At 62.2% G+C, this 25699-nt stretch carries 19 protein-coding genes; 9 read left to right on the forward strand and 10 right to left on the reverse strand.

The features are described from left to right. Positions 1-17: 17 nt before the first annotated feature. The 7 genes from O3299_RS07405 to cyoA form a co-directional block, all read right to left on the reverse strand. Positions 18-554 carry a response regulator transcription factor gene (locus O3299_RS07405; RefSeq protein WP_034788474.1) on the reverse strand — a complete coding sequence of 179 codons (537 nt, stop codon included), beginning with the start codon at positions 552-554 and terminating at the stop codon, positions 18-20. Further along, on the reverse strand, positions 544-1893 hold the full coding sequence (locus O3299_RS07410) for an ATP-binding protein (RefSeq protein WP_099667925.1): 1350 nt from the start codon (positions 1891-1893) through the stop codon (positions 544-546). The genes O3299_RS07405 and O3299_RS07410 overlap by 11 nt, the downstream gene beginning before the upstream one ends. Then, on the reverse strand, positions 1877-2719 hold the full coding sequence (locus O3299_RS07415; protein WP_305061945.1) for an SURF1 family protein: 843 nt from the start codon (positions 2717-2719) through the stop codon (positions 1877-1879). Before O3299_RS07415 ends, O3299_RS07410 begins: the two co-directional genes overlap by 17 nt. Beyond that, entirely contained in the window at positions 2716-3102 is a 387-nt protein-coding gene (gene cyoD, locus O3299_RS07420; RefSeq protein ID WP_099667923.1) for a cytochrome o ubiquinol oxidase subunit IV, read from the reverse strand. The genes O3299_RS07415 and cyoD overlap by 4 nt, the downstream gene beginning before the upstream one ends. Then, positions 3099-3737, reverse strand: coding sequence for a cytochrome o ubiquinol oxidase subunit III (gene cyoC, locus O3299_RS07425; RefSeq protein ID WP_086144570.1), 639 nt, complete (start codon positions 3735-3737; stop codon positions 3099-3101). Before cyoC ends, cyoD begins: the two co-directional genes overlap by 4 nt. Then, a complete protein-coding gene (cyoB, locus tag O3299_RS07430) occupies positions 3730-5733 on the reverse strand; it encodes a cytochrome o ubiquinol oxidase subunit I (protein ID WP_289897856.1) in 2004 nt (667 codons plus the stop codon). The genes cyoC and cyoB overlap by 8 nt, the downstream gene beginning before the upstream one ends. Positions 5734-5817: 84 nt before the next feature. Continuing rightward, the gene (gene cyoA, locus O3299_RS07435; protein ID WP_251348654.1) at positions 5818-6801 is read right to left on the reverse strand and encodes a ubiquinol oxidase subunit II; all 984 of its coding nucleotides are present in this window, start codon (positions 6799-6801) and stop codon (positions 5818-5820) included. 217 nt (positions 6802-7018) lie between these two features. Between cyoA and O3299_RS07440 the strand changes: the two genes are divergently transcribed. After that, on the forward strand, positions 7019-8365 hold the full coding sequence (locus tag O3299_RS07440) for an MFS transporter (protein ID WP_099667920.1): 1347 nt from the start codon (positions 7019-7021) through the stop codon (positions 8363-8365). A 102-nt stretch (positions 8366-8467) separates the two neighbouring features. Here the strand turns inward: O3299_RS07440 and O3299_RS07445 are convergent, their stop codons facing one another. Continuing rightward, positions 8468-8920, reverse strand: a complete 453-nt coding sequence (locus O3299_RS07445) for an Hsp20/alpha crystallin family protein (protein WP_305061946.1) — start codon at positions 8918-8920, stop codon at positions 8468-8470. 282 nt (positions 8921-9202) lie between these two features. Here O3299_RS07445 and O3299_RS07450 point away from each other — a divergent pair, with 282 nt between their 5' ends. Genes O3299_RS07450 through O3299_RS07465 form a run of 4 tightly spaced genes read left to right on the forward strand, consistent with a single transcriptional unit; the run spans position 9203 to position 17669 of the window. Further along, a complete protein-coding gene (locus O3299_RS07450; RefSeq protein ID WP_305052026.1) occupies positions 9203-12685 on the forward strand; it encodes a response regulator in 3483 nt (1160 codons plus the stop codon). A 28-nt stretch (positions 12686-12713) separates the two neighbouring features. Further along, on the forward strand, positions 12714-13592 hold the full coding sequence (locus O3299_RS07455; RefSeq protein ID WP_305061947.1) for a protein-glutamate O-methyltransferase CheR: 879 nt from the start codon (positions 12714-12716) through the stop codon (positions 13590-13592). Continuing rightward, on the forward strand, positions 13589-14779 hold the full coding sequence (locus O3299_RS07460; protein ID WP_305061948.1) for a hybrid sensor histidine kinase/response regulator: 1191 nt from the start codon (positions 13589-13591) through the stop codon (positions 14777-14779). Before O3299_RS07455 ends, O3299_RS07460 begins: the two co-directional genes overlap by 4 nt. Before the next feature lie 7 nt (positions 14780-14786). Further along, a complete protein-coding gene (locus O3299_RS07465; protein WP_305061949.1) occupies positions 14787-17669 on the forward strand; it encodes a PAS domain S-box protein in 2883 nt (960 codons plus the stop codon). Here the strand turns inward: O3299_RS07465 and O3299_RS07470 are convergent. Further along, positions 17666-20866: a PAS domain-containing protein gene (locus O3299_RS07470; protein WP_257219020.1), complete on the reverse strand. Its 3201-nt coding sequence runs from the start codon at positions 20864-20866 to the stop codon at positions 17666-17668. The two genes, O3299_RS07465 and O3299_RS07470, sit on opposite strands and share 4 nt — an antisense overlap. Positions 20867-21006: 140 nt before the next feature. Between O3299_RS07470 and O3299_RS07475 the strand changes: the two genes are divergently transcribed. Both O3299_RS07475 and O3299_RS07480 read left to right on the forward strand, forming a co-directional pair. Beyond that, positions 21007-21912, forward strand: coding sequence for an alpha/beta hydrolase (locus tag O3299_RS07475; RefSeq protein ID WP_305061950.1), 906 nt, complete (start codon positions 21007-21009; stop codon positions 21910-21912). Positions 21913-22237: 325 nt separating this feature from the next. Next, entirely contained in the window at positions 22238-22732 is a 495-nt protein-coding gene (locus O3299_RS07480; protein ID WP_305061951.1) for a hypothetical protein, read from the forward strand. A gap of 285 nt (positions 22733-23017) precedes the next feature. On the opposite strand, the gene O3299_RS07485 is transcribed toward O3299_RS07480, so the two are convergent. Beyond that, complete coding sequence (locus tag O3299_RS07485; protein ID WP_305052033.1) at positions 23018-23548, reverse strand: SRPBCC domain-containing protein; 531 nt, start codon at positions 23546-23548, stop codon at positions 23018-23020. A gap of 130 nt (positions 23549-23678) precedes the next feature. Here O3299_RS07485 and O3299_RS07490 point away from each other — a divergent pair, with 130 nt between their 5' ends. Both O3299_RS07490 and O3299_RS07495 read left to right on the forward strand, forming a co-directional pair. After that, the gene (locus O3299_RS07490) at positions 23679-24113 is read left to right on the forward strand and encodes a MarR family winged helix-turn-helix transcriptional regulator (protein ID WP_152280889.1); all 435 of its coding nucleotides are present in this window, start codon (positions 23679-23681) and stop codon (positions 24111-24113) included. After that, entirely contained in the window at positions 24110-25684 is a 1575-nt protein-coding gene (locus O3299_RS07495) for a DHA2 family efflux MFS transporter permease subunit (protein WP_305061952.1), read from the forward strand. Before O3299_RS07490 ends, O3299_RS07495 begins: the two co-directional genes overlap by 4 nt. The last annotated feature ends 15 nt before the right edge of the window (positions 25685-25699 follow it).

Below are 25699 nucleotides of genomic sequence, written 5' to 3' on the forward strand. Positions count from 1 at the left end.
GCCAGCCGGGAAAGCCCTTATTTCACCCGCTGCTTTTCCAGCTTGCGCGCCAGGGTACGCCGGTGCATGCCCAGCCTTCTCGCCGTTTCCGAGATATTGAAATCCGTCTCGGCCAGCATTTCGTGGATGCGTTCCCATTCCAGGGTCTTGATGTTGGTGGCGCGGTTCGTCAGTTCGATGTCCGCGTTGCCGGCCACGTGGCCGAAGGCCGCTTCGATGTCGTCCGTGTTCGACGGTTTCGCCAGGTACTGGCAGGCGCCCAGCTTGATGGCTTCCACGGCCGTGCCGATGCTGGCGTAACCGGTGAGCACGACGATCAGCATCTCCGGGTCGTGCTGGTGCAGCATCTGCACGCAAGCCAGGCCGGAGGTATTGCCATTGAGTTTTAAATCGACGACGGCGTAGTCGGGGCAATGCTGTTCCAGCAAGGCGCTCGCTTCATCGAAATTGGTGGCCAGGATGACCTGGTAGCCGCGCCGTTCGAACGAGCGGCCCAGGGTGCGGGCAAACGCGGCGTCGTCTTCCACGATCAGTAACAGACGGTCATCCTGCATGGTGGTCGCTTTCTCTTTCCAGTTTGATGGCCGCCAGCGGCAAGGCCAGGTGCACCACCGCCCCGCCCTGCACCCTGTTGCGCGCCGTCACCGTACCGCCTAAAGTACGCGCGACATTCACCACCAGGAACAGGCCGAGGCCGCCGCCGGGCTTGCCCTTGCTGCTTTGATACGGTTTGCCCAGGTGCGTCAGCATCGACGGCTCGAAGCCGGGGCCCGCATCGGTGATGACCAGATGCAAGGCATCCGCTTCGCGCGTCGCTTCGAAGCGCAGCCAGTCGGGCGACGCTTCCAGTGCATTGTCGAGCACATTGCAGATGGTTTGTTTCAGGGTCGAATCGAAGACGACGGGTACGTCGTGCTCGATGCGGTTATCGTACTCGAAATCCTGGATCGGGCGGCTGGTGCGCCACTCGTCGACCAGGTCGTTGAGGAAGGTGTTGATCGTCGTTTTCACGGACGATTCGCCGCGCGCCTCGCCCGCAGACAGCAAGATGCCGCTGACGATGCTCTTGCAGCGCTGCAACTGCGCCTGCATTTCCGTGATTTCTTCCAGCAATTCGCTGTTCTTGCTCAATTCCGGCATGCGGCGCCAGTCGCCGAGGATCACGGACAGGGTTGCCAGCGGCGTGCCCAGCTCGTGCGCGGCGCCCGAAGCCAGCAAGCCCATGCGGATGATGTGCTCTTCTTCCGCCGCGCGCTGGCGCAAATCCGCCACCTTGGCGTCGCCGGCGCGCTGATTGCGGTTGATGCGCGTAATAAACACCACCAGCAAGGCGGCGTTCAGGATGAAACAGATCAGCAAGCCTTGCACATACAGGCTGGAAAAGCCCCGCTCCGGGTCGATCGGCAGGATCAAGGGGCCGGGCAGCAAGGCCAGGCCCGCCAGGCACAAGCTGGTGATGGCCACCATGATCCAGGTCGACCACACTTCCAGCAGGACGGCGCTGAGGATGACTTGCAACAAGTACAGGAAGGCAAACGGGTTGCTGATGCCGCCGCTCAGGTAAAGCTGGGCCGTCAGCACGGTGACGTCGACCAGCAGAGCGAGGAACAGGGCCGTGTTGGACACGGGCTGGCGTTCGTGCCAGCGCAGCAGGCTGGCTAAATTAAAAGCGATGAGGCAGGACAGCACTTCGAGCATGTAGGGCACGGGCAAGGCGATGCCCAGTCCCACGCCCACGCCGAAGATCGTGCTGATCTGGCCGATCACGGCCAGCCAGCGCAGCTGGATCAGCAGCTTCATGTTCTGGTGGCCGGCCGGATGTTCCATCTCGGCCGCCACCGCACCGCGTTCTAGCACCTCGCGGTTGGGCAGGATCTCAATCCTGCCCGGCATGGTCGCTTTCTTGTGATAGATCAAGACCTGCTTTGCGCGCGCGGCGACGTTTGTCTTCGCGCACGATCCACCAGCTGATACCGGCTACCATCAAGGCCAGGGTGAACCACGTCAAGGCGTACACGAGGTGGCTGTTGTGGAAGGAAATCACGGTCAGCCCGCCGACGGGGGCGTCCGCAGCCGTTTCCGACTTTGCCTTCGCATCGACGAAGTATGGCGCCACGTTGCTCAGCATGTGCGAGGCGCCGATGGCGGCCACGTCGCGCGAATACCAGTGCTGCGTGGCAGGACTGTTTTCGCGCAGGAAACCGCCGCCCGTCTCGCTGACGCGCAGCAAGCCCTCGACCTCGACAATGCCGGCCGGCGTGCTGGCGGCGATGCCTTCGCGTTTCGGCACGAAGCCGCGGTTGATCAGCACGGTGCTGCCATCGGCCAGGCGCAAGGGCGTCACCAGCCAGTAACCGCTGCCCAGTGCCGTCGTTGCTTGCACCAGGGTATTGAAAATGGGGAGATACGTACCGGAGAGTCGCACATGGCGGTATTCATCCGTTTGCTGCGTGACACTGGCCCAGGCTGCGGGTCCAGGTGCGTCCGTTGCGGGCGCATGTACGCGTTGTTCGACGCGCTCGATCAGGTCAAGCTTCCAGAACAGGCGCTTGACTTGCCAGGTGCCCAGGGCACAGAAACCGGCAAATAAGATCCCCGCCAGCAAGGCCAGTGCAATTTTTGAATAATGCACAGCCATGCCGCGTGGGCCTGGCGCGGCATCTTGCGATGCGGCGCCAGGGGCGCGCCCGGTGTTGCTTGGGCGCGTATTACTCATCATGGAGCCGTTTTCGTATGCATGTACTCAGGCATCAGATCCGGCATCATGTTGTGGTTCATGTGGTACATGACCCACAGGGAACCGGCCATGGCAATGCCCACGATCATGATCGTGAAGATCAGCGCCATCATGTTCCAGCCGCCTTCGGACTTGGTGTTCATGTGCAGGAAGTACACCATGTGTACCACGACTTGAACGGCCGCGAACGCCAGCAGGACCAGGCCCATGGTGCCCGAGTTGGTGATGGCTTTCGTCATCACCAGCCAGAACGGAATGGCCGTCAGGATCACCGACAGGATGAAGCCGATGGTATAGCTTTTCAGGCTGCCATGATCGTGATCGTCATGGTGGTGGCTATCGCCGTGTGTGTGGTGGTCGCTCATGGCAGCACTCCCATCAGGTAGACAAAGGTGAAGACGCCGATCCAGATGACGTCCAGGAAATGCCAGAACAGCGACAGGCACATCATGCGACGGCCGTTTTCCGGGGTCAGACCATGCTTGTTCAACTGGAACATCAAAGTCACGAGCCAGATCACGCCGAACGTCACGTGCAAGCCGTGGGTACCGACCAGGGCGAAGAACGACGACAGGAACGCGCTGCGTTGCGGACCGGCGCCTTCGTGGATCAGATGAATGAATTCATACATTTCCAGCGACAGGAAGGCCAGGCCGAACAGGCCCGTGATACCCAGCCAGACCAGGGTGCTGCGCAATTGCTTGCGCTGCATGGTCAGCATGGCGAAGCCGTAGGTGATCGACGACAACAGCAGCATGGCCGTGTTGACGGCCACCAGCGGCAGGTCGAACAGCGCGGCGCCCGTCGGGCCGTCCGCGTAGCTGCGGCCGACCACGGCGTACGTGGCGAACAGACAGGCGAAGATCAGGCAATCGCTCATCAGGTAGAGCCAGAAACCCAGCAAGCTGCCGTTTTCCGGGTGGTGCTCGCGCACAAAGTAGCTGCGCGTGCTTGGTGCGGCGCCAGCGGCGCCGGTGTTATGGGCGATGGTATCAGACATGGCTGCTCAGCAATTTAGTATAAGCGTCTTCGGTACGGACCACTTCTTCCGCAGGAATGTAGTAATCGCGCTTGTAGTTAAAGGTATGGACGATGATGGTGACCATCATGATCACGAAGCCAACGCTGGCGACGAGCCACATTTGCCAGATCAGGCCAAAACCGACCAGTGCGGACAGTGCGGCGATCACGAAACCAGCCCAGGTGTTCTTCGGCATGTGGATCTTCGTGAAACCGGACGTCGGACGCTGGTAACCGTGTTTCTTCATGTCAGTCCATGCATCGAGTTCATGCACTTGTGGTGTGAAGGCGAAATTATAGTCTGGCGGTGGCGACGACGTCGACCATTCCAGCGTACGGCCGCCCCATGGGTCGCCGGTCACGTCGCGCAGGGCGTGACGGTTGCGGTAGCTGACGAAGAACTGGATCAGCATGGACGCGATGCCCAGTGCGATCGAGACGGCGCCAAACCAGGCGATGATGGTCCAGATTTGCAGCGATGGATCTTCAAAGTGGTTGACACGACGGGTCACGCCCATCAGGCCCAGCACGTACAGCGGCATGAAGGCCAGGTAGAAGCCGACGAACCAGAACCAGAACGAGCACTTGCCCCAGAACGCGTCGAGCTTGTAACCGAAGGCTTTCGGATACCAGTAGTTAATCGCAGCGAATACACCGAAGACCACGCCGCCGATAATCACGTTATGGAAGTGGGCGATCAGGAACAGGCTGTTGTGCAGCACGAAGTCCGCTGGAGGTACGGCCAGCAATACGCCGGTCATGCCGCCGATGGTGAAGGTGACCATGAAGCCGATCGTCCACAGCATAGGCAGTTCGAAGCGGATACGGCCGCGGTACATGGTAAACAGCCAGTTGAAGATCTTCGCGCCCGTCGGGATCGAGATGATCATCGTCGTGATGCCGAAGAAGGAGTTGACGCTGGCGCCCGAACCCATGGTGAAGAAGTGATGCAGCCATACCAGGTACGACAGGATCATGATGACGCAGGTGGCGTACACCATCGAAGCGTAGCCGAACAGGCGCTTGCTGCTGAAGGTGGCAACGACTTCCGAGAACACGCCGAACAGCGGCAGGATCAGGATGTAGACCTCTGGGTGACCCCAGATCCAGATCAGGTTGACGTACATCATGGCGTTGCCGCCCAGTTCCGTCGTGAAGAAGTTAAAGCCTGCAACGCGGTCCAGCGACAGCATGGCCAATACAGCCGTCAGCACCGGGAAGGCGGCGACGATCAGGATGTTGGTGCACAGTGCGGTCCAGGTGAAGACCGGCATTTTCATCCAGGTCATGCCTGGTGCGCGCATCTTGACGATGGTGGCGATCAGGTTGACGCCGGACAATAGCGTCCCGACCCCGGCAATCTGCAAGGACCATATGTAATAGTCTACCCCCACGTCCGGACTGCCGACGATGCCCGACAGCGGTGGATACGCCAGCCAGCCCGTGCGGGCGAATTCGCCGACGAACAGCGAAGCCATGACCAGGGCGGCGCCCATGGTGGTCATCCAGAAGCTGAAGTTGTTAAGGAAAGGGAAAGCCACGTCGCGCGCGCCGATTTGCAGCGGCACCACGTAGTTCATCAGACCCGTCACGAAAGGCATCGCGACGAAGAAGATCATGATCACGCCGTGGGCGGTGAAGATCTGGTCGTAGTGATGCGGTGGCAGGAAGCCGGCATTGTCGCCAAAGGCGATCGCCTGCTGGGTGCGCATCATGAGCGCGTCGGCAAAGCCGCGCAGCAGCATGACCAGGCCCAGGATCATGTACATGATACCGATTTTTTTATGGTCGATACTGGTAATCCAGTCGCGCCACAGGGTACCCCAGACGCGGAAATACGTCAGTGCCGCAACGAGTGCGATACCGCCCAGGGCGACCATTGCAAAGGTCGCCAGCAGGATAGGTTCGTGAAATGGAATTGCATCCCAAGTCAGACGGCCGAATATAAGCTTCGTCAGATCAATATGGTCTAGCATTGTTACTCTCAGAGAAAAAAGGGAGGCGCCAGGCAAGCGGCGCCAGTATCTGCAGCGCAATGCGCTGCGGGATTCATGCAGTCGTTACTTGGCTTGAACGCCCTTTTCAACTACTGCATCGCTAGCGACTACTGCCGTTACGGCCGCTACCGGGCTATTTGCCATCGTCAATTTGTATGGCTCGACCGGCGTCACGCACAGAGCGTCGGAAACGATGGTGCGGTTCAGAATTGCCTTGTACAGATCGCTAGGTACGGCGCTGTAGCGGCGGACCGGGTCGCGTTCGCTAGGCTGGGCCAGCGACAGGTAGTCGTCGCGGTTCAGCGCGCCGCCACCGGCACGTGCCGATTCCACCCATTTGTCGAAGTCCGCATCATTCACGCCGTGGAACTTGAAGCGCATGCCCGAGAAACCGGCACCGCTGTAGTTGGCGGAAAAGCCCTTGTAGACGCCAGGCTTGTTGATGACGGCATTCAACTGCGTTTCCATGCCAGGCATGGCGTAGATCTGACCTGCCAGTGCGGGGATGAAGAACGAGTTCATGACGGACGACGCGGTGATCTTGAAGCGGATCGGACGATCGACTGGCGCGTACAGTTCATTCACGGAAGCGATGCCTTGTTCCGGGTAGATGAACAGCCATTTCCAGTCCAGCGCCACGACTTCGACGATCATCGGCTTGTGGCTGGCAGGAATCGGACGGTTGGCGTCGATACGGCTCAGCGGACGATAAGGATCGAGGGTGTGGGTGCTGATCCAGGTCAGCAGGCCCAGCACGATGATGATCAGCAGGGGCGCGCCCCAGATGATCAGCTCGAGGCGAGTCGAGTGGTCCCAGTCCGGCTCGTATTTGGCCGCGGTGTTGTTTTTTCTATAGCGCCATGCGAAAAGCAGGGTCAGGGCGATTACCGGAACGATAATCAACAGCATCAGCAATGTCGAGATGACAATCAGATTGCCTTGCTGAACTGCGATGTCTCCGGACGGATTCAGTACCACCGTATTGCAACCAGCCAACAATGCGAGAGGTAAAAGAAGCAGTCCGCGACGAACTTTTAATGAAAACATACAGGAAAGTCCAGTACAGGGGATGAAGATATGGTACTGTATTCTCACTGGAGCGCGTTGGCAATTGGACGTTTTGTCCTACCCCTTGCTCGGATTTTCACTCGGTAGTTGCGGAGTTTTCCTACAGCTATCTATTGAATAGTCCTACTCCGGGCGTGAGACACCCGGGGTATGTTACGCGTTGGCCGAACTCGAAACTATATTGGAGACGATCATCATGTCCAGCACGCGCATACACAGCGGGGATGTACCCGCCGACTTTTCCCCTCACTCCCTGCGCGACGCAAGCGGGGCCGGCACGGTCGAATCGCATATCGACCCCGGTGAGATCGCCGTCGGCGTGATCATCGGCCGCGCTTCCGAATACTTTGACTTCTTTGTCTACGCCATCGCTTCGGTGCTGGTGTTTCCGCGCGTCTTCTTCCCGTTTGAAGAGCGCCTGGAAGGGACTTTATATGCGTTCCTGATTTTCTCGTTCGCCTTCATCGCCCGCCCGTTCGGCACCGTGATCTTCATGGAGATCCAGCGCCGCATGGGGCGCAGCGCCAAGCTGACCTTCGCTCTCTTCCTGCTGGGCGTGTCGACGGCCGGCATCGCTTTCCTGCCCACGTATTCCCACCTGGGTTTTGCCGCCATCATCTGGCTGTCCGTGCTGCGCATCGGCCAGGGCGTGGCGCTGGGCGGTTCGTGGGATGGCTTGCCGTCGCTGCTGGCCCTGAACGCGCCGGAAAACAAGCGGGGATGGTACGCCATGCTGGGCCAGCTGGGCGCGCCCGCCGGCTTCCTGATCGCCGCCGGCCTGTTCTGGTTCATGCTGACCACCCTGACGGATGAAGATTTCCTCGACTGGGGCTGGCGTTATCCTTTCTATGTGGCCTTCGCCATCAACGTGGTCGCCCTGTTTGCCCGTCTGCGCCTGGTGTCGACGAATGAATATGCGCGCCTGCTCGACGAACGCGAACTGCAGCCCGTGAGCGTATTTGAAATGAGCCGCGGCCAGGGCCGCAACGTGCTGATCGGCGCCCTCGCCGCGCTGGCCAGCTACGCGCTGTTCCACCTGGTGACCGTGTTCCCGCTGTCGTGGATTTCCGTCTACCAGACGCGTTCCGCGCCGGACTTCCTGCAAATCCAGATGCTGGGCGCCGTGCTGGCCGCCGTCGGCGTGGTGATTTCCGGCTTGCTGGCCGATAAAGTGGGCCGCCGCACCACCCTGGGCGTGCTGGCCGTGCTGATCGCCATCTTCAGCGCCTTCGTGCCGACCCTGATGGGTGGCGGCAATACGGGCCAGGACGTGTTCATCCTCGTTGGCTTCAGCCTGCTGGGCTTGTCCTATGGCCAGGCAGCCGGCGCCGTGACGGCCAACTTCCCTGCCCGCTTCCGCTATACGGGCGCGGCCCTGACGTCCGACCTGGCCTGGCTGGTCGGCGCCGGCTTCGCTCCGCTGGTGGCGCTGGGCCTGTCAGCCAACTTCGGCCTTGCCTACGTCAGCTTCTACCTGCTGTCGGGCGCCGTCGCCTCGCTGGCCGCCCTGAGCCTGAACCGGGCACTGGAAATCCGCGACTGACATATATATAGTGTGCAGTACGCACAGCACTGAAAAACGCCGGCTCCGTCCGGCGTTTTTTTCATCCCCGCGCCAGCTTGACGCCACGCTTCCTGGTCACGCTCACTGTATCGCCAGCTGCCGCCCGCCCGTGCCTTCCTTCTTCGGCAAGTCCAGCAGCAGCACGCCATTTTCATAGCGGGCCTGCGCACCGACCTCGTCCACCTCATGCTGCAGCACGAAGCTGCGGTATTGCTGGCCATACTCGCGTTCGCTGCGCACGACCTTGCCGCCGCCGTCGCGCGTCACCCTTTCATTCTTGAGTTCGGCGCTGATGGAGACGCGGTTGCCATCGATGGACACCTGGATATCGTCTTTATTCACGCCTGGAATGTCCGCCTGCAACAGATAGGCTTGTTCGGTTTCGGCAATGTCGACACGCATGCGCCCATTGCCCACGTCGCGCACATGCAAGGCGGGCGCGAAAAAGTCGCGCATGAATTCTTCCATGTCGCTGAAGGGGTCGAAACGTCCCAGCGGGTGCTGCGGATCGCGGTGGATCAAATGATTGGCCATGATGTCCTCCTGCATGGGCTGGCTTGCACACGGCGGCCGCCTGCAAGGACGCCGCCACCTCCTGCATCTTAGGATGACAACAGCCAATCTCTTTGATCTGCCTCAATCGTGGCCAGCTTGATTTTCCCGCCACTTTGATCTGTGCGTTGCCTCGCCTTGCACAGGCGTGCGAGTCGGCAATTGGGCGCAAGACTGTTATGCTAGCGCACGCCATACTTGACCACCAGAAAACTTGCATTTCAATTAAAATTGATTCTTTCGCGACAGCCTTACACGGACATGATGAATACCAAGACACCGATCGATTCCTTCAGCTTTCGCCGCATCCTCGCCCGCAACGTCACCTTGCCGCTGGTCATCGGGGTCATCACGGCCCTCGTGTTTGTCGCCCTGATCGCCTACCTGCTGTCGGCCCTGCGCTCGGTCGAGCATTCCGAACGGGTGATCGGCAATGCGAACGAAGTCATGAAATTGTCCGTCGACCTGGAAACGGGCATGCGCGGCTACTTGCTGACGGGCGACGAAACGTTTTTGGCGCCGTATAAATCAGGCAAGGCAAAGATCGCCGTCGAAATGAACACGCTGCTGGAACTGGTGTCCGACAGTCCCATCCAGGTCGACCGGCTGCGCCGCATCCGCGCGCTGCAAGGCCAGTGGCTCGATTATGCCGAAGGCGTGATCGCCCAGCGCCGCAGCAACCAGGAATTCCTCGCGCGCGTGCGCCAGGGCGAAGGCAAGCTGGAATTTGACGAAATCCGCCGCGAATTCCTCGCCTTCCTGTCCATGGAGCAGCGCTTGCGCCAGGAACGGGCCGATACGGCCGAAAGCCGCACCATGCTGGCCGTGGTGGTCTTCCTCATCCTCAGCCTGGGATTGTCGGGCTTGCTCGCCTACCTGGGACGGCGCGAACTGCTGCGCCTGTCCGACATCTACAACGATGCGCTCGAGCAGCGCGGCAAGGATAACGACGTGCTGCAAGAGCAGGCGTGGCTGCGCACTGGGCAGACGGAATTGGCGGCCCACACGAGCGGCCAGCTGGGCCTGCCGCAACTGGGACGGCACGTGCTGGACTTCCTGGCCCACCGCCTCGACGTGGCCGTCGCCACCCTGTACGTCGTCGACGAGGATGGCAGCCTGCGCCGCACGGCCGTGTACGGCTTCAGCGACCAGGGCGTCAAGGACAAGCCCGTCTTCAAGCTGGGCGAAGGCCTGGTGGGCGAGACGGCGCGCGAAAAGCGCCTCAAGCATGTGCAGCAAGTACCCGAGAATTACCTGACCGTGACGTCGAGCCTGGGCCACGGCACGCCGCTGGAACTGGTCTTGACGCCCGTCAATAACGAAGGCGTCGTCAACGGCGTCATCGAACTGGGCTTCACGCATCCCGTCAGTGCCCGCGCCAAGGAATGGCTGAGCCTGATTGCCGCGAATGTCGGCACCTCGCTGGAAGCGGCCCTGTACCGCCAGCGCCTGCAAAATGTACTGGAAGAAACCCAGCAATTGAATGAAGAACTGGAAGTGCAGCAGGAAGAATTGCGTACGGCCAATGAGGAGCTGGGCGAGCAGTCGCGCGTGCTGGAACAGTCGCAAGCCCACCTGGAAGAGCAAAAGGCGGCACTGGAACAGTCGAACGAGCAGCTGGCCGTGCAGGCGCTGTCGCTGGACCAGAAAAACATGGCCATCGGCGAAGCCCATGCACAGCTGGAAGCGCGCGCCGAAGAGCTGCAGCGGGCCAGCCGCTATAAATCCGAATTCCTGGCGAACATGTCGCACGAACTGCGCACGCCACTGAATAGCTCGCTCATCCTGTCGAAGCTGCTGTCGGACAATACCAGCGGCAACCTGACGCCGGAGCAAGTGACGTTTGCGCAAACCATTTATTCGGCCGGCAACGATTTGTTGACCCTCATCAACGATATCCTCGACATTTCCAAGGTCGAGGCGGGCAAGCTGGAATTGACGCCGGAAGCCGTGCCCTTCGACGAGCTGCTCAGCAGCATGAAGATGCTGTTCGGCGCCCAGGCGCAGCAAAAGAAACTCGCCTTGGACGTCAAGGTGGCGCCGGACGCCCCGCCATCGTTTGTCAGCGACCGCCAGCGCCTCGAGCAAATCCTGAAAAACCTGCTGTCGAACGCCATCAAGTTTACCGACACGGGCAGCGTGTCCCTGCACGTGAGCACCGCTGCGGCCGGCCAGGTGCGCTTCCAGGTGCAGGATACGGGCATCGGCATCGCCGGCGACCAGCAGCACAAGATTTTCGACGCCTTCCACCAGGCCGACGGCACCACCAGCCGCCGCTACGGCGGCACGGGCCTGGGCCTGTCGATTTCGCGCGACCTGGCAGCCTTGCTCGGTGGCAGCATCGAGCTGGCCAGCACGCCCGGCCAGGGTAGCACGTTCACCCTCGTGCTGCCGGCCGTCATGCCGGAACGCGCGGCGGAAGCGGTCACCGTGCCCGCCGCCGCGCCGCAGCCCCCCGCCAGAATCGCGGCCGCCGCCCCCAAGGCGGCGCCTGCCGCCAAGCCCGTGCCGCTGCCCACCTTCGAGGATGACAGGAATAGCGTGCCCGCAGCCAAGACGGGCCAGCGTTCCGTGCTGGTGATCGAGGATGAGCCGTCGTTTGCCGGCATCCTGTTCGACCTCGCGCATGAAATGCAATACCGCTGCCTGGTGGCGCACGGTGCCGACGAAGGCTTGCGCCTGGCGCAAGAATTCCTGCCCGACGCCATCCTGCTCGACATGGGCTTGCCGGACCGTCCGGGCTTGCTGGTCTTGCAGCAGCTCAAGGAAAACCCGCTGACGCGCCACATTCCCGTGCACATCGTCTCCGGCAACGACCAGATGCAGGAAGCCATGCAACTGGGCGCCATCGGCTACGCCACCAAGCCGCGCACGCGCGAGCAGCTGAAGGAAGTGTTCCGCAAGCTCGAATCGAAGTTCACGCAAAAGATGAAGCGCATCCTGCTGGTCGAGGACGACGAACGCCAGCGCGAAAGCGTGGTGCACCTGATCAGCGACGACGACGTGGAAATCACGGCCGTGGCGCTGGGCGAGCAGGCGCTGGAATTGCTAAAAACACAGATTTTCGACTGCATGATCATCGACCTCAAGCTGCCCGATATCCAGGGCAACGAATTGCTCGAACGCATGGAACATGAAGAGCTGTGCTCGTTCCCGCCCGTCATCGTCTACACGGGCCGCAACCTGAGCCGCGAAGAAGAAGCGGACCTGATGAAGTATTCGCGCTCCATCATCATCAAGGGGGCCCGTTCGCCCGAACGCCTGCTCGACGAAGTCACCCTCTTCCTGCACAAGGTGGAGTCGGAACTGTCGAGCGAGCGCCAGGGCATGCTGCAGCAGGTGCGCAGCCGCGAGCGCGTGTTTGAAGGGCGCAAGATCTTGCTGGTGGACGACGACGTGCGCAATATCTTTGCCCTGACGAATGCGCTGGAACAGAAAGGCGTGGTGGTGGAAATCGGCCGCAACGGCTTCGAAGCCATCAGCAAGCTCAACAGTGTGGACGATATCGACCTCGTGTTGATGGATGTCATGATGCCGGGCATGGATGGCCTGGAAGCGACGCGGCTGATCCGCGCCGATGGTCGCTACAACAAGCTGCCCATCATCGCCATCACGGCCAAGGCCATGAAGAATGACCAGGAAGAATGCCTGCAGGCGGGCGCATCCGATTACCTGGCCAAGCCGATCGACCTGGACCGTTTGTATTCGCTGCTGCGCGTGTGGATGCCGAAGATGGAACGCATGTGATGACGCGCCATGCCCGGGAGCGGCGCTGATGTCCCAGCGCACCACGGACGCGCAACTGCAGGCGCTGATGGAGGCAATCTATCAGCGCTACAGCTATGACTTCCGCGACTACTCTTTACCATCGCAGCGGCGGCGCCTGCATCAGGCGCTCGAACGCCTGCATTGCGCCGACCTGCCCGCCTTGCAGCAGATGGTGCTGGACGATGCCGCCGCCTTCGGCAAGCTGCTGCAGATTTTGACCGTGCCCGTCACGCAAATGTTCCGCGACCCGGCGTTTTTCCGCGCCTTGCGCGAACAGGTGGTGCCCGTGCTGAAAACCTACCCGTCGCCGACCATCTGGGTGGCCGGCTGCTGCACGGGCGAAGAAGCGCTGTCGCTGGCCATCCTGCTGCACGAGGAAGGCTTGCTCGAACGCAGCACGATTTACGCTACGGACATCAATCCGCAAGCGCTGGCCACGGCCGCGCGCGGCGTGTATCCGCTGCACCGGCTCGATGAGTACGGCGCCAACTACCTGGCCGCGGGCGGCCTGGGCCAGCTGGCCGACTACTACACGGCCGAGCACGCCACGGCGCGCTTCCAGCAGCGATTGCTCGACAGGATCAACTTTGCCGACCACAGCCTGTCCACGGACAGTGTTTTTATTGAAACGCAATTGATTTGCTGCCGTAACGTACTGATTTACTTCAACAAAACCTTGCAGGAACGGGCCCTGGGCCTGTTCCACGACTCGCTGTGCCACCGGGGTTTCCTGGGCCTGGGCAGCAAGGAAAGCACGCATTTCACCCGCTTTGCCGCCGAATTCGAGCCATTGCCGGGTCCCGAAAAGCTCTACCGCAAGCGTGCGCCGTCGCACGCCGCTTCCCACTACGCTGGACGGCAAAGCCATGCCAGGAATGAAACATGATGAATGAAACAAGCACCAAACTGCTGATCGTCGACGACTTGCCGGAAAACTTGCGCGCGCTCAATGCGTTGATACGCGAGAGCGACCGCAGCGTCTACCAGGCATCCTCGGGCGAAGAAGCGCTGGCCCTGCTGCTGGAACACGATTTCGCGCTGGCCATCCTCGACGTGCAAATGCCGGAAATGGATGGCTTTGAGCTGGCGCAATTGATGCGCGGCACGGAAAAAACGCGCCACATCCCCATCGTCTTCGTCACGGCGGCCGGCAAGGAAATGAATTTCGCCTTCCAGGGCTATGAAAGCGGCGCCGTCGATTTCCTGCACAAGCCGCTCGACATCAATGCCGTGCAAAGCAAGGTCAACGTCTTCGTTGCCCTGCACCAGCAGCGCAGCGAAACGCGGCGCCAGGTGCAGGCGCTCGAGCACAGCCGCCAGCAGCAGGAAGCGCTGCTGAAGGAATTGCGCGCCACCCAGGCGGAACTGCAGCGTTCGCTACGGCTGCGCGACGAATTCATGTCCATGGTGGCGCACGAGCTGCGCACGCCGCTGAACACGCTGTTCCTGGAAACGCAGATGCGCACCGTCAACCTGGAACGGGGCAACCTGGCCGCCTTCGAACCGGAAAAGCTGGGCAAGATGGTGGCGCGCGACGGGCGGCAAATCCGCAGCATGGTGCGCCTGATCGACGACATGCTCGACGTGTCGCGCATCACCAGCGGCAAGCTGTCGATCCGCCGCGAAGCCGTCGACCTGACCAGCCTGGTGCGCCGCGTGGCGGACGACCTGGGCCCGTATGCGGCGGCCGCCGGCAGCGTGCTCGAAGTGCTGGCCTTCGAACCCATCCAGGGTTACTGGGACGCCTTCCGCGTCGAGCAGATCGTTGTCAACCTGATCAGCAATGCCGTGCGCTACGGCCAGGGCCAGCCCGTGGAAATCAGCCTGGCGCACACGCAGAACAGCGCCGTCATCGAAGTGCGCGACCATGGCATCGGCATCAACGCGCGCGACCAGGAACGCATCTTCGACGCCTTCGAGCGCGTCATCCACCAGGACCGCACGGGCGGCCTGGGCCTGGGCCTGTTCATCACCAAGCAGCTGGTCGACGCGCACGGCGGCGCCATCACCCTGCAAAGCCAGCCCGGCAATGGCGCCCTGTTCAGCGTCACCCTGCCGCTGGCCGGCAGCTGAGGCCCCCATGACCAGCACTCCTGCCACCAGCAGCCAGGCCGGCGCCAGCGGCGTGGCCTTCCTGCTGCAACTGGAACGCCGGCTGCGCCTGCTGCACGACACGGGCGAGATCCTCGCCCTGTCGGCCCAGCTGCTGGGCCAGCGCCTGGGCGCCCAGCAAGTGGCGTGTTTCGATATTGACCAGGTCCTGCAGTGCCCCCCCCTGCAGCATGCGTGGAGCGACGGCCTGGCGCCGGGCGCCGCCGGCGAATATTTCCTCGGCGATTGCGCGGCAGGCCTGTCCGAGGCGCTTGCCGCAGGCCAGGCGCTGGCCGTCAGCGACGTGATGAATGACCCGCGCACGGCCCAGCCCGCCGCGCAAGCCACGTTTGCGCGCCTGGGCATCCGCGCCTTCCTGAACATTCCCATTGCCAAGGATGGCCGGCTGGCTGCCCTGTTCGTCGTGCACAGCCGCGCGGCCCGCCTGTGGCATGCGGACGAGATTGAACTGGCCGTGCAAGTGTCGGAGCGGGTCTGGTCGACCATTTTGCGAGCCCAGGCGGAAGCGCGCCTGCGCGCCCTCAGTGCCAGCATGGAAACACAGGTGGCCGAGCGCACGCGCGAATTCGGCCGCACCTGGAACGTGAGCCCCGACTTGCTGGGCGTGCTCAACCTCGACGGCTATTTCGAACACTCGAACCCCGCCTGGCAAGCCACGCTGGGCTGGTCGACAGAGGAAATCCGCACGACGAAATTCCTCGAACTGATCCATCCCGAAGACTTGCCGCGCACCCATGCGGCCTGGGATGCAGCCAACCAGGGCCAGCCCGCCTTGCGCTTCGAAAACCGCTACCGCCACAAGCTGGGCGGCTGGCACTGGCTGTCGTGGGTGGCCGTGCCCGAAGGCGACAAGGTGTATTGCAGCGCGCGCGACATCACCGTGGAAAAGAAGCTGGAAGCGGACCTGGCCGCGCGCAACAGCGAGCGCGAGCGGCTATGGCGCAGCGCGCAAGACTTGATGGTGGCCATCGATGCCGAAGGCTGCTTTGCCGCCGTCAACCCGGCCGCCGGCGCCATCCTGGGCTGGCTGCCCGAGGAAATGCTGGGCCGCAGCATCTTCGACTTCGTGCTGCCCGAAGATGCCGCCGCCACGCGCCAGGCCTTGCTGCAAGTGGGCAAGGAATCCATGCCCAGCTTTGAAAACCGCTACCGGCACCGCGATGGCGGCCACCGCTGGCTGTCGTGGGTGGCCGCAATCGAAGGCGACCTGGTGTTTGCCACCGGACGCCACGTCACCCTGGAAAAGGAAGCGCAAAACACCTTGCGCCGCATGCAGGAATCGTTGCGCCACAGCGAGATGGCCCTGCTGCAATCGCAAAAGCTCGAAGCGCTGGGCAAGCTGACGGGCGGCGTGGCCCACGACTTCAATAACGTGCTGCAGATTATCTCGGGCAATTTGCAATTGCTGCAGCTGGGCCTGGATAACGACCCGCTGGCCGCCAAGCGCATCGCCAGCGCCTCGGCCGCCGTGGAACGGGGCGCCAAGCTGTCGGCCCAGTTGCTGGCCTTTGCGCGGCGTCAACCGCTAAAACCGCTGGTGACGGACCTGGCGCAGCTGCTGCGCGCGACGGAAGAGCTGCTGCGGCGCGCCACCGGCGAAACCATCGAGACGCGTTTGCTGCTGGCCGACGACTGCTGGCGCGCCCTGGTCGATCCGCACCAGCTGGAAAACGTCATCCTCAACCTGGCCATCAACGCGCGCGACGCCATGGAGGGCCAGGGCCAGCTGACCATCGAACTCAGCAACAGCGTGCTGGGCAGCGACTACGCGGCGCGCCATGCGGACGTGGCGCCCGGCGACTACGTGCAGCTGGCCGTGTCGGACACGGGCACGGGCATTCCCGCAGAACTGCTGGACAAGATTTTCGAGCCGTTCTTCACGACCAAGAAAGAAGGCGAAGGCACGGGCCTGGGTTTGAGCATGGCGTACGGCTTCCTGCGCCAGAGCGGCGGCCACCTGACGGTGGACAGCCTGCCTGGCCATGGCAGCACCTTCCGCATCTATCTGCCGCGCTCGCTCGAAGCGGAAACGGAACTGCCGCTGCAACTGGGCGGCCCCGTGCTGGGCGGCAAGGAAACCATCCTCGTGGTGGAAGACGACGTGCAGGTGCAGACGACGGTGGTGGACATGCTGCGCGGCCTCGGCTATGCCGTGCTGCGCGCCAGCGACGGCGAAAGCGCGCTGGCCATCATCGGCAGCGGCGTGCCCATCGACCTGCTGTTTACGGACGTGGTGATGCCAGGCAAGGTGGCCAGCACGGCGCTGGCGCGCCAGGCCCGCGTGCTGCTGCCGCAGCTGGCCGTGCTGTTTACCTCGGGCTACACGCAGGACGCCATCATGCAGGGCGGGCGGCTGGAACCGGGCGTGGAATTGTTGAGCAAGCCATACCGGCGCGAAGACCTGGCGCGGCGCATCCGCCACTTGCTGGCGAATGGCCGCCACGTGACAGCCCTGCACCAGTACCGCGCGCAGCTGCCGCCGCAGCCGGCAACAGCGCCGCCGGCAGGCCGCCACATCCTCCTGGTGGAAGACAATGCGGATGCGCGCGCCATGACGGGCGACCTGCTGTCCATGCTGGGACACACGGTGCTGGCCGTGGGCACGGCCGAGGAAGCCTTGCCCCTGCTGGACACGCCGGGGCTGGACCTGCTGCTAACCGATATCAGTTTGCCCCGGATGTCGGGCGCCGAGCTGGCCGAACTGGCGGCGCGCGACCATCCGCGGCTGGAAGTGGTGTTTTCCACGGGCCACGCGCCGGCCAATTCCGGCGTGCTGGACCCGCAAGCGCGCTTCCTGGTGAAACCATTTACCGTCGAGCAATTGCAGCAAGCCTTGCTGCCGACAGGCTAGTAAACGTCGAGCCGGCGCGCCTTCAGTGCGCCGGCCAGCTCTTCCAGGCCAAACGGCTTGCGCAGGAAACGCGCGCTGGCGTCCTGCATCAGGCTGGCGCCCCAATCATGCCCGGAAGCAAATACCACGTCCAGCTGCGGCCAGTGCGCGCGCGCATGGCGCGCCAGTTCCAGGCCGGACATGGTGGGCAGGCTGATGTCCGTCACCAGCACGTCCAGGCCAGGCAAGGCCAGCAGGGGCAAGGCTTCCTCGGCGCTGGACACGCCGTGCACGGTGTGGCCCAGCATATTGAGCATTTCCGTCGTCATTTCGCGCGCATCGTCATTGTCTTCCACCAGCAGGATGCGTCGCCCGGACGGGTCCGGTGCGCCCACCAGGCGGCGGTCGGCCAGCACGTGGCGGATGCGCCGCGCCAGGTCTTCGCGCTGATACGGTTTGCTCAACAATTCAACACCCGGATCGAGCCGCCCGCCCTGCATGATGGCATTGTGCGTATAGCCCGAAGTAAACAAGACGGCCAGTTCCGGCAGCAGCAGCCTCGCCTGCTGCGCCAGTTCCTTGCTGCTGACGGGCCCCGGCATGACGACGTCCGTAAACAGCAGGTCGATGGCCACGCCCGTGCCCAGCAGGGCCAGGGCCGAGGCGCCGTCATCCGCATGCAGCACGTCGTAGCCGAGGCCGCGCAGCATGTCGACCACCGTATGTTGCACCGGGGCATCATCCTCCACCACGAGGATGGTCTCGCTGCCGCCCAGCACGGGGCCCGTCAGGCCCGGCGGCGGCTCGGCCAGTGTTTCCAGCGAACGGGGCAGATAAATCTTGAACGTCGTGCCGGCGCCCGGCGCGCTGTGCACCTTGATGTGGCCCGCGCTCTGGCGGATGAAGCCGTAGGCCATGGACAGGCCCAGGCCCGTGCCCTCGCCTTCGCGCTTGGTGGTGAAGAAGGGCTCGAAAATCTGGTCGATCACGTCGCGCGTCATGCCGTGGCCCGTGTCGGTGATGGTCAGCAGCACGTATTGCCCTTCCAGCACGTCGGCATGCCGGCTGGCGTAGTCCGCATCGAGCGTGACATTGCTCAAGGTAAAAGTGAGGCGCCCGCCCTTGTCCATCGCGTCGCGCGCGTTGATGGCCATGTTCAGCAGCACGTTTTCCATCTGGTTCGGGTCGACCAGGGTATGCCACAAGCCTTCGCTGATGAAGGTTTCCTCGGCAATCGCTTCGCCCAGGGCGCGCCGGATCAGCTCATGCATGCGGCGCAGCAAGCGCCCCAGGTCCGTCACCAGCGGCCGCAAAGGTTGACGCCGCGCAAAGGCCAGCAGTTGCGACGACAGCTTGGCGCCCCGCTCCACGGCCGAGGCTGCCGAAGCGAGGCGCCTGGCCGCCTGCGGATTGTCGGCCACCGTCAGCTTCAGCAACTGCAGATTGCCCGAGATAATCTGCAGCACGTTATTGAAATCGTGGGCCACGCCGCCCGTCAGCTTGCCGATCGATTCCAGCTTCTGTGCCTGCAATAAAGCTTGCTCGCTGCGCACCAGTGCCAGCCGCGCCTCCTTCTCGTCCGTGACGTCGCGGCCGATGGCGTGGATCAGCTTTTGCGCCGGCACGGCCGTCCAGGAAATCCAGCGGTAGCCGCCATCGCGGCGCCGGTAGCGGTTTTCCATGCGCAAGGTGGGCGCGCCGTGGGCCAGGCGCGACAAGTCCTTCAAGGCCGCCATGCGGTCGTCGGGATGCACGAGGCTGATGAAATCCATGCCCAGCGACTCGATTTCCGGCCGGTCGAGGATCTTGCTCCAGGCGGGATTGACGGCGATGATCATGCCGGCCAGGTCCGCCACCAGCATGATATCGGTCGACAGCCGCCACATGCGGTCGCGGTCGGCCGTGCGGTTGGCCATTTCCACTTCCAGCGAGGAATTCAGGTAAGCCATCTTTTCCAGCACGTTCTTCTGTTCCTGCACGTCCGTATTCGTGCCCACCCAGCGCAGCACCGTGCCCGCCTCGTCGAACAGGGGCAAGGCGCGCGCCAGGAACCAGCGGTAGGCGCCGTCGCTGGCGCGGCGCATGCGGAATTCGTGTTCGTAGGCGCTGGCGGTGGCGACGGCCCGCTCCCAGCTTTTTTGCGTGGCCTGCACGTCGTCCGGATGCACGCAGTGGCGAAAACCGCTGGTGACGAGCGACTTCAGCGATTGTCCCGTGTATTCGCAGACCTGCTCGTTGACCCAGTAGGTGGCGCCGCTGCCATGCGCCAGCCAGGCCTGGTTGGGCATGGTGGAAGCGAGCGAACGGAACTGCGCTTCGCTGTCGAGCAAGGCGTTGCGCGCCTGCCAGTGTTCGTCGATATCCTCGCACGAGCCATACCATTTCGCGGGCTGGCCGCGCTCGTCTTGCCGGCAGTAGGCGCGCGAGTGCATCCAGCGGTAGCGGCCGTCTTGCCGGCGCACGCGCATTTCCTGGTCGAAAGGCTGGCCGCTGCCCACGGCTTCGCTCCAGGCCGCCAGGGAATGGGGCACGTCCTCGGGGTGGATGGCGTCCAGCCAGCTGGTACCCAGGCCGCTGCCACCCGTCCATTCGCGCCAGCGCTGCGCCACATAATCGAGCTTGCCGTCGACGTCGGCCGTCCACAGCACTTGCGTGTTCAATTCTATGGCGTAATGAAAATGTTCGCGGCTGTCGTGCAGCGATTGTTCCAGCTGGCCCCGCTCAATGACATGCGCGGCCACGCGCGCGGCCAGCGCCAGCAATTCGGTCTCGGGTTGCGTGGGATGGCATGGCGCCTGGAAAAACAGGCCCAGCACGCCCAGGATATGTCCCTTGGCGCCAAAGACGGGGGCGACCCAGCAGGCGCGGTAGCCGTGCAGCATGGCTTCCTTGCGTCCGGCGCTCCAGTTCACGTCACGCGTGATGTCGCCGCAATACACGGGCGCCCCGGAAAAGGCCGCCGTGCCGAACGGGGATGGCTGGTCGCCGCCGTGGCGCAGGGCCAGGCACAGGTCTTGCGGCAGGCTGGGCGCGGACAAGCCGCAAAAGCGGTCGGCTTCGTCGATGAGCACGAGGCAGGCATGCGCGCCACCCTCGGCCAGGTCTTGCAGCGCCAGCAACAAATGCTCCAATGCATGAGCCAGGTCGGCGCCGGCCGCGATGCTGCCCAGCGCAGTATGCTCGGCGTCCAGCAAGGAAAGAATGTTGTTTGCGTGCACCGTGTCGATAAGGGGAAAACTGATGCCCGAAATATACCATGGGGCACCCCTCTTGCAGGAGGAAAACAGCTCAGCGCTTGATCTCTGCGCCCACGCGGGCCTATGCTAAAGTGTTGCTCTCTTCTCAAGCGAATTCCAGCATGCCTACCTCCTTGCCCTCCTCCCTGATCGCCACCGCCCTGCTCGCCTCCGCCCACGGCGCCGTCGCCGCCCCCATGAGCCTGGACGACTACCTGGCCCTGAACGGCCCCCCGCCTACGGCGCAGATCGCGTATGGCTCCGCGCCGTCGCAATACGCGCAGCTGTTCCGGCCCGAAGGCACGGGACCGTTCCCCGTCGTCGTGCTCGTCCATGGCGGCTGCTGGACGGTGGCCTTCGGCGGCATCAAACAGATGCGCAACGTGGCCGGCGCCCTCGTCGCGCAAGGCATCGCCGTGTGGAACGTCGAGTACCGCCGGGTCGACGAGCCGGGCGGCGGCTACCCAGGCACGTATGAAGACATGCACGCGGCGCTCGACAGCCTGCAGCAGCACGCGCCCCAGTACCAGATCGACACGAGCCGCATCGTCGCCATGGGCCACTCGGCCGGCGGCCAGCTGGTGCAGTGGATCGCAGGCAGGGAAAAGCTGCCCAAGACCAGCCCCCTGTACCGCGACCAGTTCCTGCCAGTGAAAAATATCGTCAGCCTGGGCGGCCTGGCCGACCTGCGCCATGAAAAGGAATTGATCAAGACCAGCTGCGAGCGCGACATCGCCCAGCTGGCAGGCAGCGCCAGCACTGAGCGCCCCGACATCTACAGCGACACCAACGCAGCCGACCTGATGCCCAACGGCAGCCGCACCGTCCTGATCACAGGCGAGCTCGACACCATCTCCCCACCCAGAGTCGCGCACGACTATGCAGCCAGGACCAAGCTGGCCGGCGACCATGCGGAAGTGCTGATTTTGCCTGGCGCCAGTCATTATGACGAGATTGCGGCGACGTCGAATGCTTGGGGGATGATTTTGCCGGTGATTAAACAGATGCTGGCAATGGAGGCGAAATGAAGCGCGCCATCGCCGGCAATCCTATCCGGCCAGTCGCATAGCGCTTGAACAGTCACCAAATTTTTTTGTTTGAATGTATTGGAAAATGCCTTACAATTATTTAAATAAAAACAATATGTATATATCTTTCCCTCCAGCAAAAATAGAATAGAATGGAATAGAATATGCTATCCGGGCGGCCTCAGAATCGAGGATCATATTCCATTTATCCTCAGGCATTAAGTCACCTCGAATTAACAGCTGATACATAGGAGTTGGCCACACCTTGATATAACGGTTCGTAACAGCCCATTTTCCGCCATGCTCACTGAAATAATATAAAAATATGGCAACTACCAAACGTTCACAAAACAAGTGCAAAAAATGCGGGTATACATGGTACCCACGAGGGAAAAGTATTTCACTGAAATGTCCGTCATGCGGAAGTTCCGAGGTGGGATTTACTGGCGGCGGAATAGGTATAATCGCGTTAATCGTTGTTGGGGCTGCAATTTTCAGCGGAAACAAAAAAGAAACAACCACACAAGAGCCTCCAACGCCGCCAGCCTCTACGGAAGTGCTGGCGCCGCTTGAGCGCCAAACTGTCCAGTTAGAGCCGGCTTCAGAACAGGCGGTGGCATCAGAAAGCGCTAGTAACGTTCCTGTCTATTCTGATTCCGAGAAAGCTGATGAAAAGACAGAAACGCCACCTGCCGCCAGCGAATGCGCAACCGACAATAACAATATGCCTGTTGATTGCTCAACTGCTGAATGTGCCAATAGCGCGTCGACGCAGCTCAAGTGCCAATCACAACGTGCACCTAAAAACGAACTGTACTAATTGTCTGGAGATGGGTGAATAGGTTGCATAACCCAGTCGCATCTGCTCTCTTCCCTTCGCTACGCTGCGGACTGATAGCTGTCATACCTCAACGTAAAGCACCCGCTCACAAGATTAGGCCCGCGCCTCAAACCAAGGCTCCCCGGGCCCAGCGAGCCTGAAAAATGACCAGGGCAAGGCGCGCGGGCGAAGACAGTACGCATGTACGGCGAGCCCAAGCAACGCAGCCATGGGCATTTTCTCAGGCCCGCGGCTCTGGCCCGCTCTTCAATAAGCAATAAAAACCTATTGAACACGCGCCAGGTACTGTGCCAGCTGGCCGAAGGTAGCCTTGAACCCCTCCTTCATCGACTCAAACCCCTGCTTGAAAGTCTCATGCTGCTCATCCGTCGCCTTGTGCGGCGTGGACCGCAAGGTCATCGTCGTCTTGCCATTCTCTTCGGTGAGGGTCATGGTATTGAACGACTCCAAAGGCCATGTCGCGCTGACCGGATGCTGCACCGCATTGCCCTGCTTGTCGGCGAATGACAAAATCGACACGATCTTTTCCGGCGCTTCGATCGCCTGGTAGGTGAACTTGCCCCACATCTCATAGCCATTGTCGGCACGCATGCCGTAGTGGAAAATGCCGCCCGGCTGCAAGTCCAGCGCCAGCACGCTCAATTCGAAGCCGACGGGGCCCCACCATTGGGCCAGGCGCTCCGGCTCCACCCACGACTGGAATACCAGTTCGCGTGGCGCGTCGAAAGTTTGCGTGATGACAAAGTCGCTGCTGTCGCGGTGCTGTCCGTCCTGCTTCTGCTCTGCGGTGGTCATGGCGGTCTCCTCAGGGTGATGGTCTGGCACTAATGTACCAGCGGCGCAGATAAACGGGAAGGCCTGTACGCCTGTCAAACCAGCATGCTAAAATATTAGTTAGATACCTAACCATTAGACGACTCACCTTATGACTTCTATCGAAGAGCGCTTTTCCGCCGCCCTCCACAAGACGGCGCGCGGCTGGCGCCATGCCATTGACCGGCGCCTGAAAGACCTGGACCTGGGGCAAGCAAGCTGGATGTGCATCGCCATGATCGCCAAGTCGCCCCAGCCGCCTTCGCAAAGCGAACTGGCCCATCAATTGGGCGTGGAAAACCCCACCATGGTGTCGATGCTGGATCGGCTCGTGAAATCGGGCTTCGTGCAGCGCCAGCCATCGGAAACGGACCGCCGCGTCAAGCTGGTGGTGCTGACCGAGGCGGGCATGCAGGTGTATGACACCGTGCGCAAGGAAGCGGACGGTTTCCGCAAGGAACTGCTGCAGGGCATTGATCCTGATCAATTGCGGGCCGCCACCGAACTGTTGGAAGCGTTACAGGCGGCCACGGAGAAATCCGCATGAGTTCGGCCACAGCCGGCGCCACACCGGCGCTGCCCGCTTCACAGGACCCCAGCCTGAACCGGCGCATGATCACGATTTCGATCATGCTCGCCACCATCATCCAGGCGCTCGACGGCACCATCGCCAACGTCGCCCTGCCCCACATGCAAGGCAGCCTGTCCGCCTCGCAAGACCAGATCACCTGGGTACTCACCTCCTTCATCGTTGCCGCCGCCATCGCCACGCCCCTGACGGGCTGGCTGTGCGACCGCTTCGGCCAGAAAAACACCTTTCTCGTTTCCGTGGCCGGTTTTACGCTCGCTTCCGTGCTGTGTGGCCTGTCCGGCACCCTTTCCGAGATCGTCGCCGCCCGTCTGCTGCAGGGCGTGTTCGGCGCGGCCCTCGTGCCCCTGTCGCAGGCGGTCTTGCTCGACATCAATCCGCGCGAAAAGCACGGCTCGGCCATGGCCATCTGGGGCATGGGCGTGATGATCGGCCCCATCCTGGGACCGACCTTGGGCGGCTGGCTGACGGACAGCTACAGCTGGCGCTGGGTCTTCTTCATCAACATCCCCATCGGCGCCATGGCTTTCTATGGCATCTGGCGCTACATCCGCAAGGACCCGCCGAACCGCCGCATGAACTTTGACATGTTCGGCTTTGCCACCCTGAGCCTGTCCATTGGAGCGCTGCAGATGCTGCTGGACCGGGGCGAGCAGAACGATTGGTTTTCTTCCACGGAAACGTGGATCGAAGCCATCGTGCTGGCCATGAGCTTGTGCTACTTCATCGCCCATACGGCCCTGCGTCCGGCCGGCAAGTCCTTCCTCGACTACCGCTTGCTGAAAAACTCGAACTATGTGAGCGGCTTGCTGTTCATCTTCATCGTCGGCATGGTGCTGTTCGCCACCCGCGCGCTGACGCCGTCGATGCTGCAAGGCTTGATGAACTATCCGGCGGCCATCGCCGGCCTCGTGACGGCGCCCAGCGGCCTGGGAACGATGCTGGCCATGCTGATCGTCGGCAAGCTGACGGGCAAGATCGATACGCGCATCCTGCTGGGCGTGGGCTTTTCGATTACCGCGTTCTCGCTGTGGCAGATGGCCAATTTCACCCTGGACCTGGTGCCGAAGACCGTCGTGTGGAACGGCATCATCCAGGGCATCGGCCTGGGCCTCGTCTTCGTGCCCCTGAGCGCGGCCACGTTTGCTACCCTGTCGCCGCAGATGCGGGCGGAAGGCACGGCCATCTACAGCCTGGTGCGCAATATCGGCAGCAGCATCGGCATCGCCCTCGTGCAAACCTTGTTGGTGCGCAATACGCAGATCGCCCATGCGTCCCTGACGGAACACATCACTATCGCCAACCCGGCCCTGCATGACCCCGGTATTGCCCAGGTGTTCGACCTGGGCACGAGCACGGGCATGGCGGCCCTGAATGGCGAAATCACGCGGCAGGCATCGATGATCGCCTACCTCGACGACTTCTGGCTGATGATGTGGCTGACCATCCTCGTGCTGCCGCTCTTGCTCCTGATCAAACCACCGAAGAAGAATGCGCCCGTCGTGGTCGACCACGCGGCCATGGAATAACCCTCATGCATACAC

The organism is Janthinobacterium sp. SUN176 (genome assembly GCF_030587335.1).
Taxonomy (GTDB): Bacteria; Pseudomonadota; Gammaproteobacteria; order Burkholderiales; family Burkholderiaceae_D; genus Janthinobacterium; species Janthinobacterium kumbetense.

Bases quoted from the DNA above. Each gene is read 5' to 3' on its own strand.
- O3299_RS07405 (WP_034788474.1), bottom strand. From the start codon at position 554: ATGCAGGATGACCGTCTGTTACTGATCGTGGAAGACGACGCCGCGTTT.
- O3299_RS07410 (WP_099667925.1), bottom strand. From the start codon at position 1,893: ATGCCGGGCAGGATTGAGATCCTGCCCAACCGCGAGGTGCTAGAACGC.
- O3299_RS07415 (WP_305061945.1), bottom strand. From the start codon at position 2,719: ATGATGAGTAATACGCGCCCAAGCAACACCGGGCGCGCCCCTGGCGCC.
- cyoD (WP_099667923.1), bottom strand. From the start codon at position 3,102: ATGAGCGACCACCACACACACGGCGATAGCCACCACCATGACGATCAC.
- cyoC (WP_086144570.1), bottom strand. From the start codon at position 3,737: ATGTCTGATACCATCGCCCATAACACCGGCGCCGCTGGCGCCGCACCA.
- cyoB (WP_289897856.1), bottom strand. From the start codon at position 5,733: ATGCTAGACCATATTGATCTGACGAAGCTTATATTCGGCCGTCTGACT.
- cyoA (WP_251348654.1), bottom strand. From the start codon at position 6,801: ATGTTTTCATTAAAAGTTCGTCGCGGACTGCTTCTTTTACCTCTCGCA.
- O3299_RS07440 (WP_099667920.1), top strand. From the start codon at position 7,019: ATGTCCAGCACGCGCATACACAGCGGGGATGTACCCGCCGACTTTTCC.
- O3299_RS07445 (WP_305061946.1), bottom strand. From the start codon at position 8,920: ATGGCCAATCATTTGATCCACCGCGATCCGCAGCACCCGCTGGGACGT.
- O3299_RS07450 (WP_305052026.1), top strand. From the start codon at position 9,203: ATGAATACCAAGACACCGATCGATTCCTTCAGCTTTCGCCGCATCCTC.
- O3299_RS07455 (WP_305061947.1), top strand. From the start codon at position 12,714: ATGTCCCAGCGCACCACGGACGCGCAACTGCAGGCGCTGATGGAGGCA.
- O3299_RS07460 (WP_305061948.1), top strand. From the start codon at position 13,589: ATGATGAATGAAACAAGCACCAAACTGCTGATCGTCGACGACTTGCCG.
- O3299_RS07465 (WP_305061949.1), top strand. From the start codon at position 14,787: ATGACCAGCACTCCTGCCACCAGCAGCCAGGCCGGCGCCAGCGGCGTG.
- O3299_RS07475 (WP_305061950.1), top strand. From the start codon at position 21,007: ATGCCTACCTCCTTGCCCTCCTCCCTGATCGCCACCGCCCTGCTCGCC.
- O3299_RS07480 (WP_305061951.1), top strand. From the start codon at position 22,238: ATGGCAACTACCAAACGTTCACAAAACAAGTGCAAAAAATGCGGGTAT.
- O3299_RS07485 (WP_305052033.1), bottom strand. From the start codon at position 23,548: ATGACCACCGCAGAGCAGAAGCAGGACGGACAGCACCGCGACAGCAGC.
- O3299_RS07490 (WP_152280889.1), top strand. From the start codon at position 23,679: ATGACTTCTATCGAAGAGCGCTTTTCCGCCGCCCTCCACAAGACGGCG.
- O3299_RS07495 (WP_305061952.1), top strand. From the start codon at position 24,110: ATGAGTTCGGCCACAGCCGGCGCCACACCGGCGCTGCCCGCTTCACAG.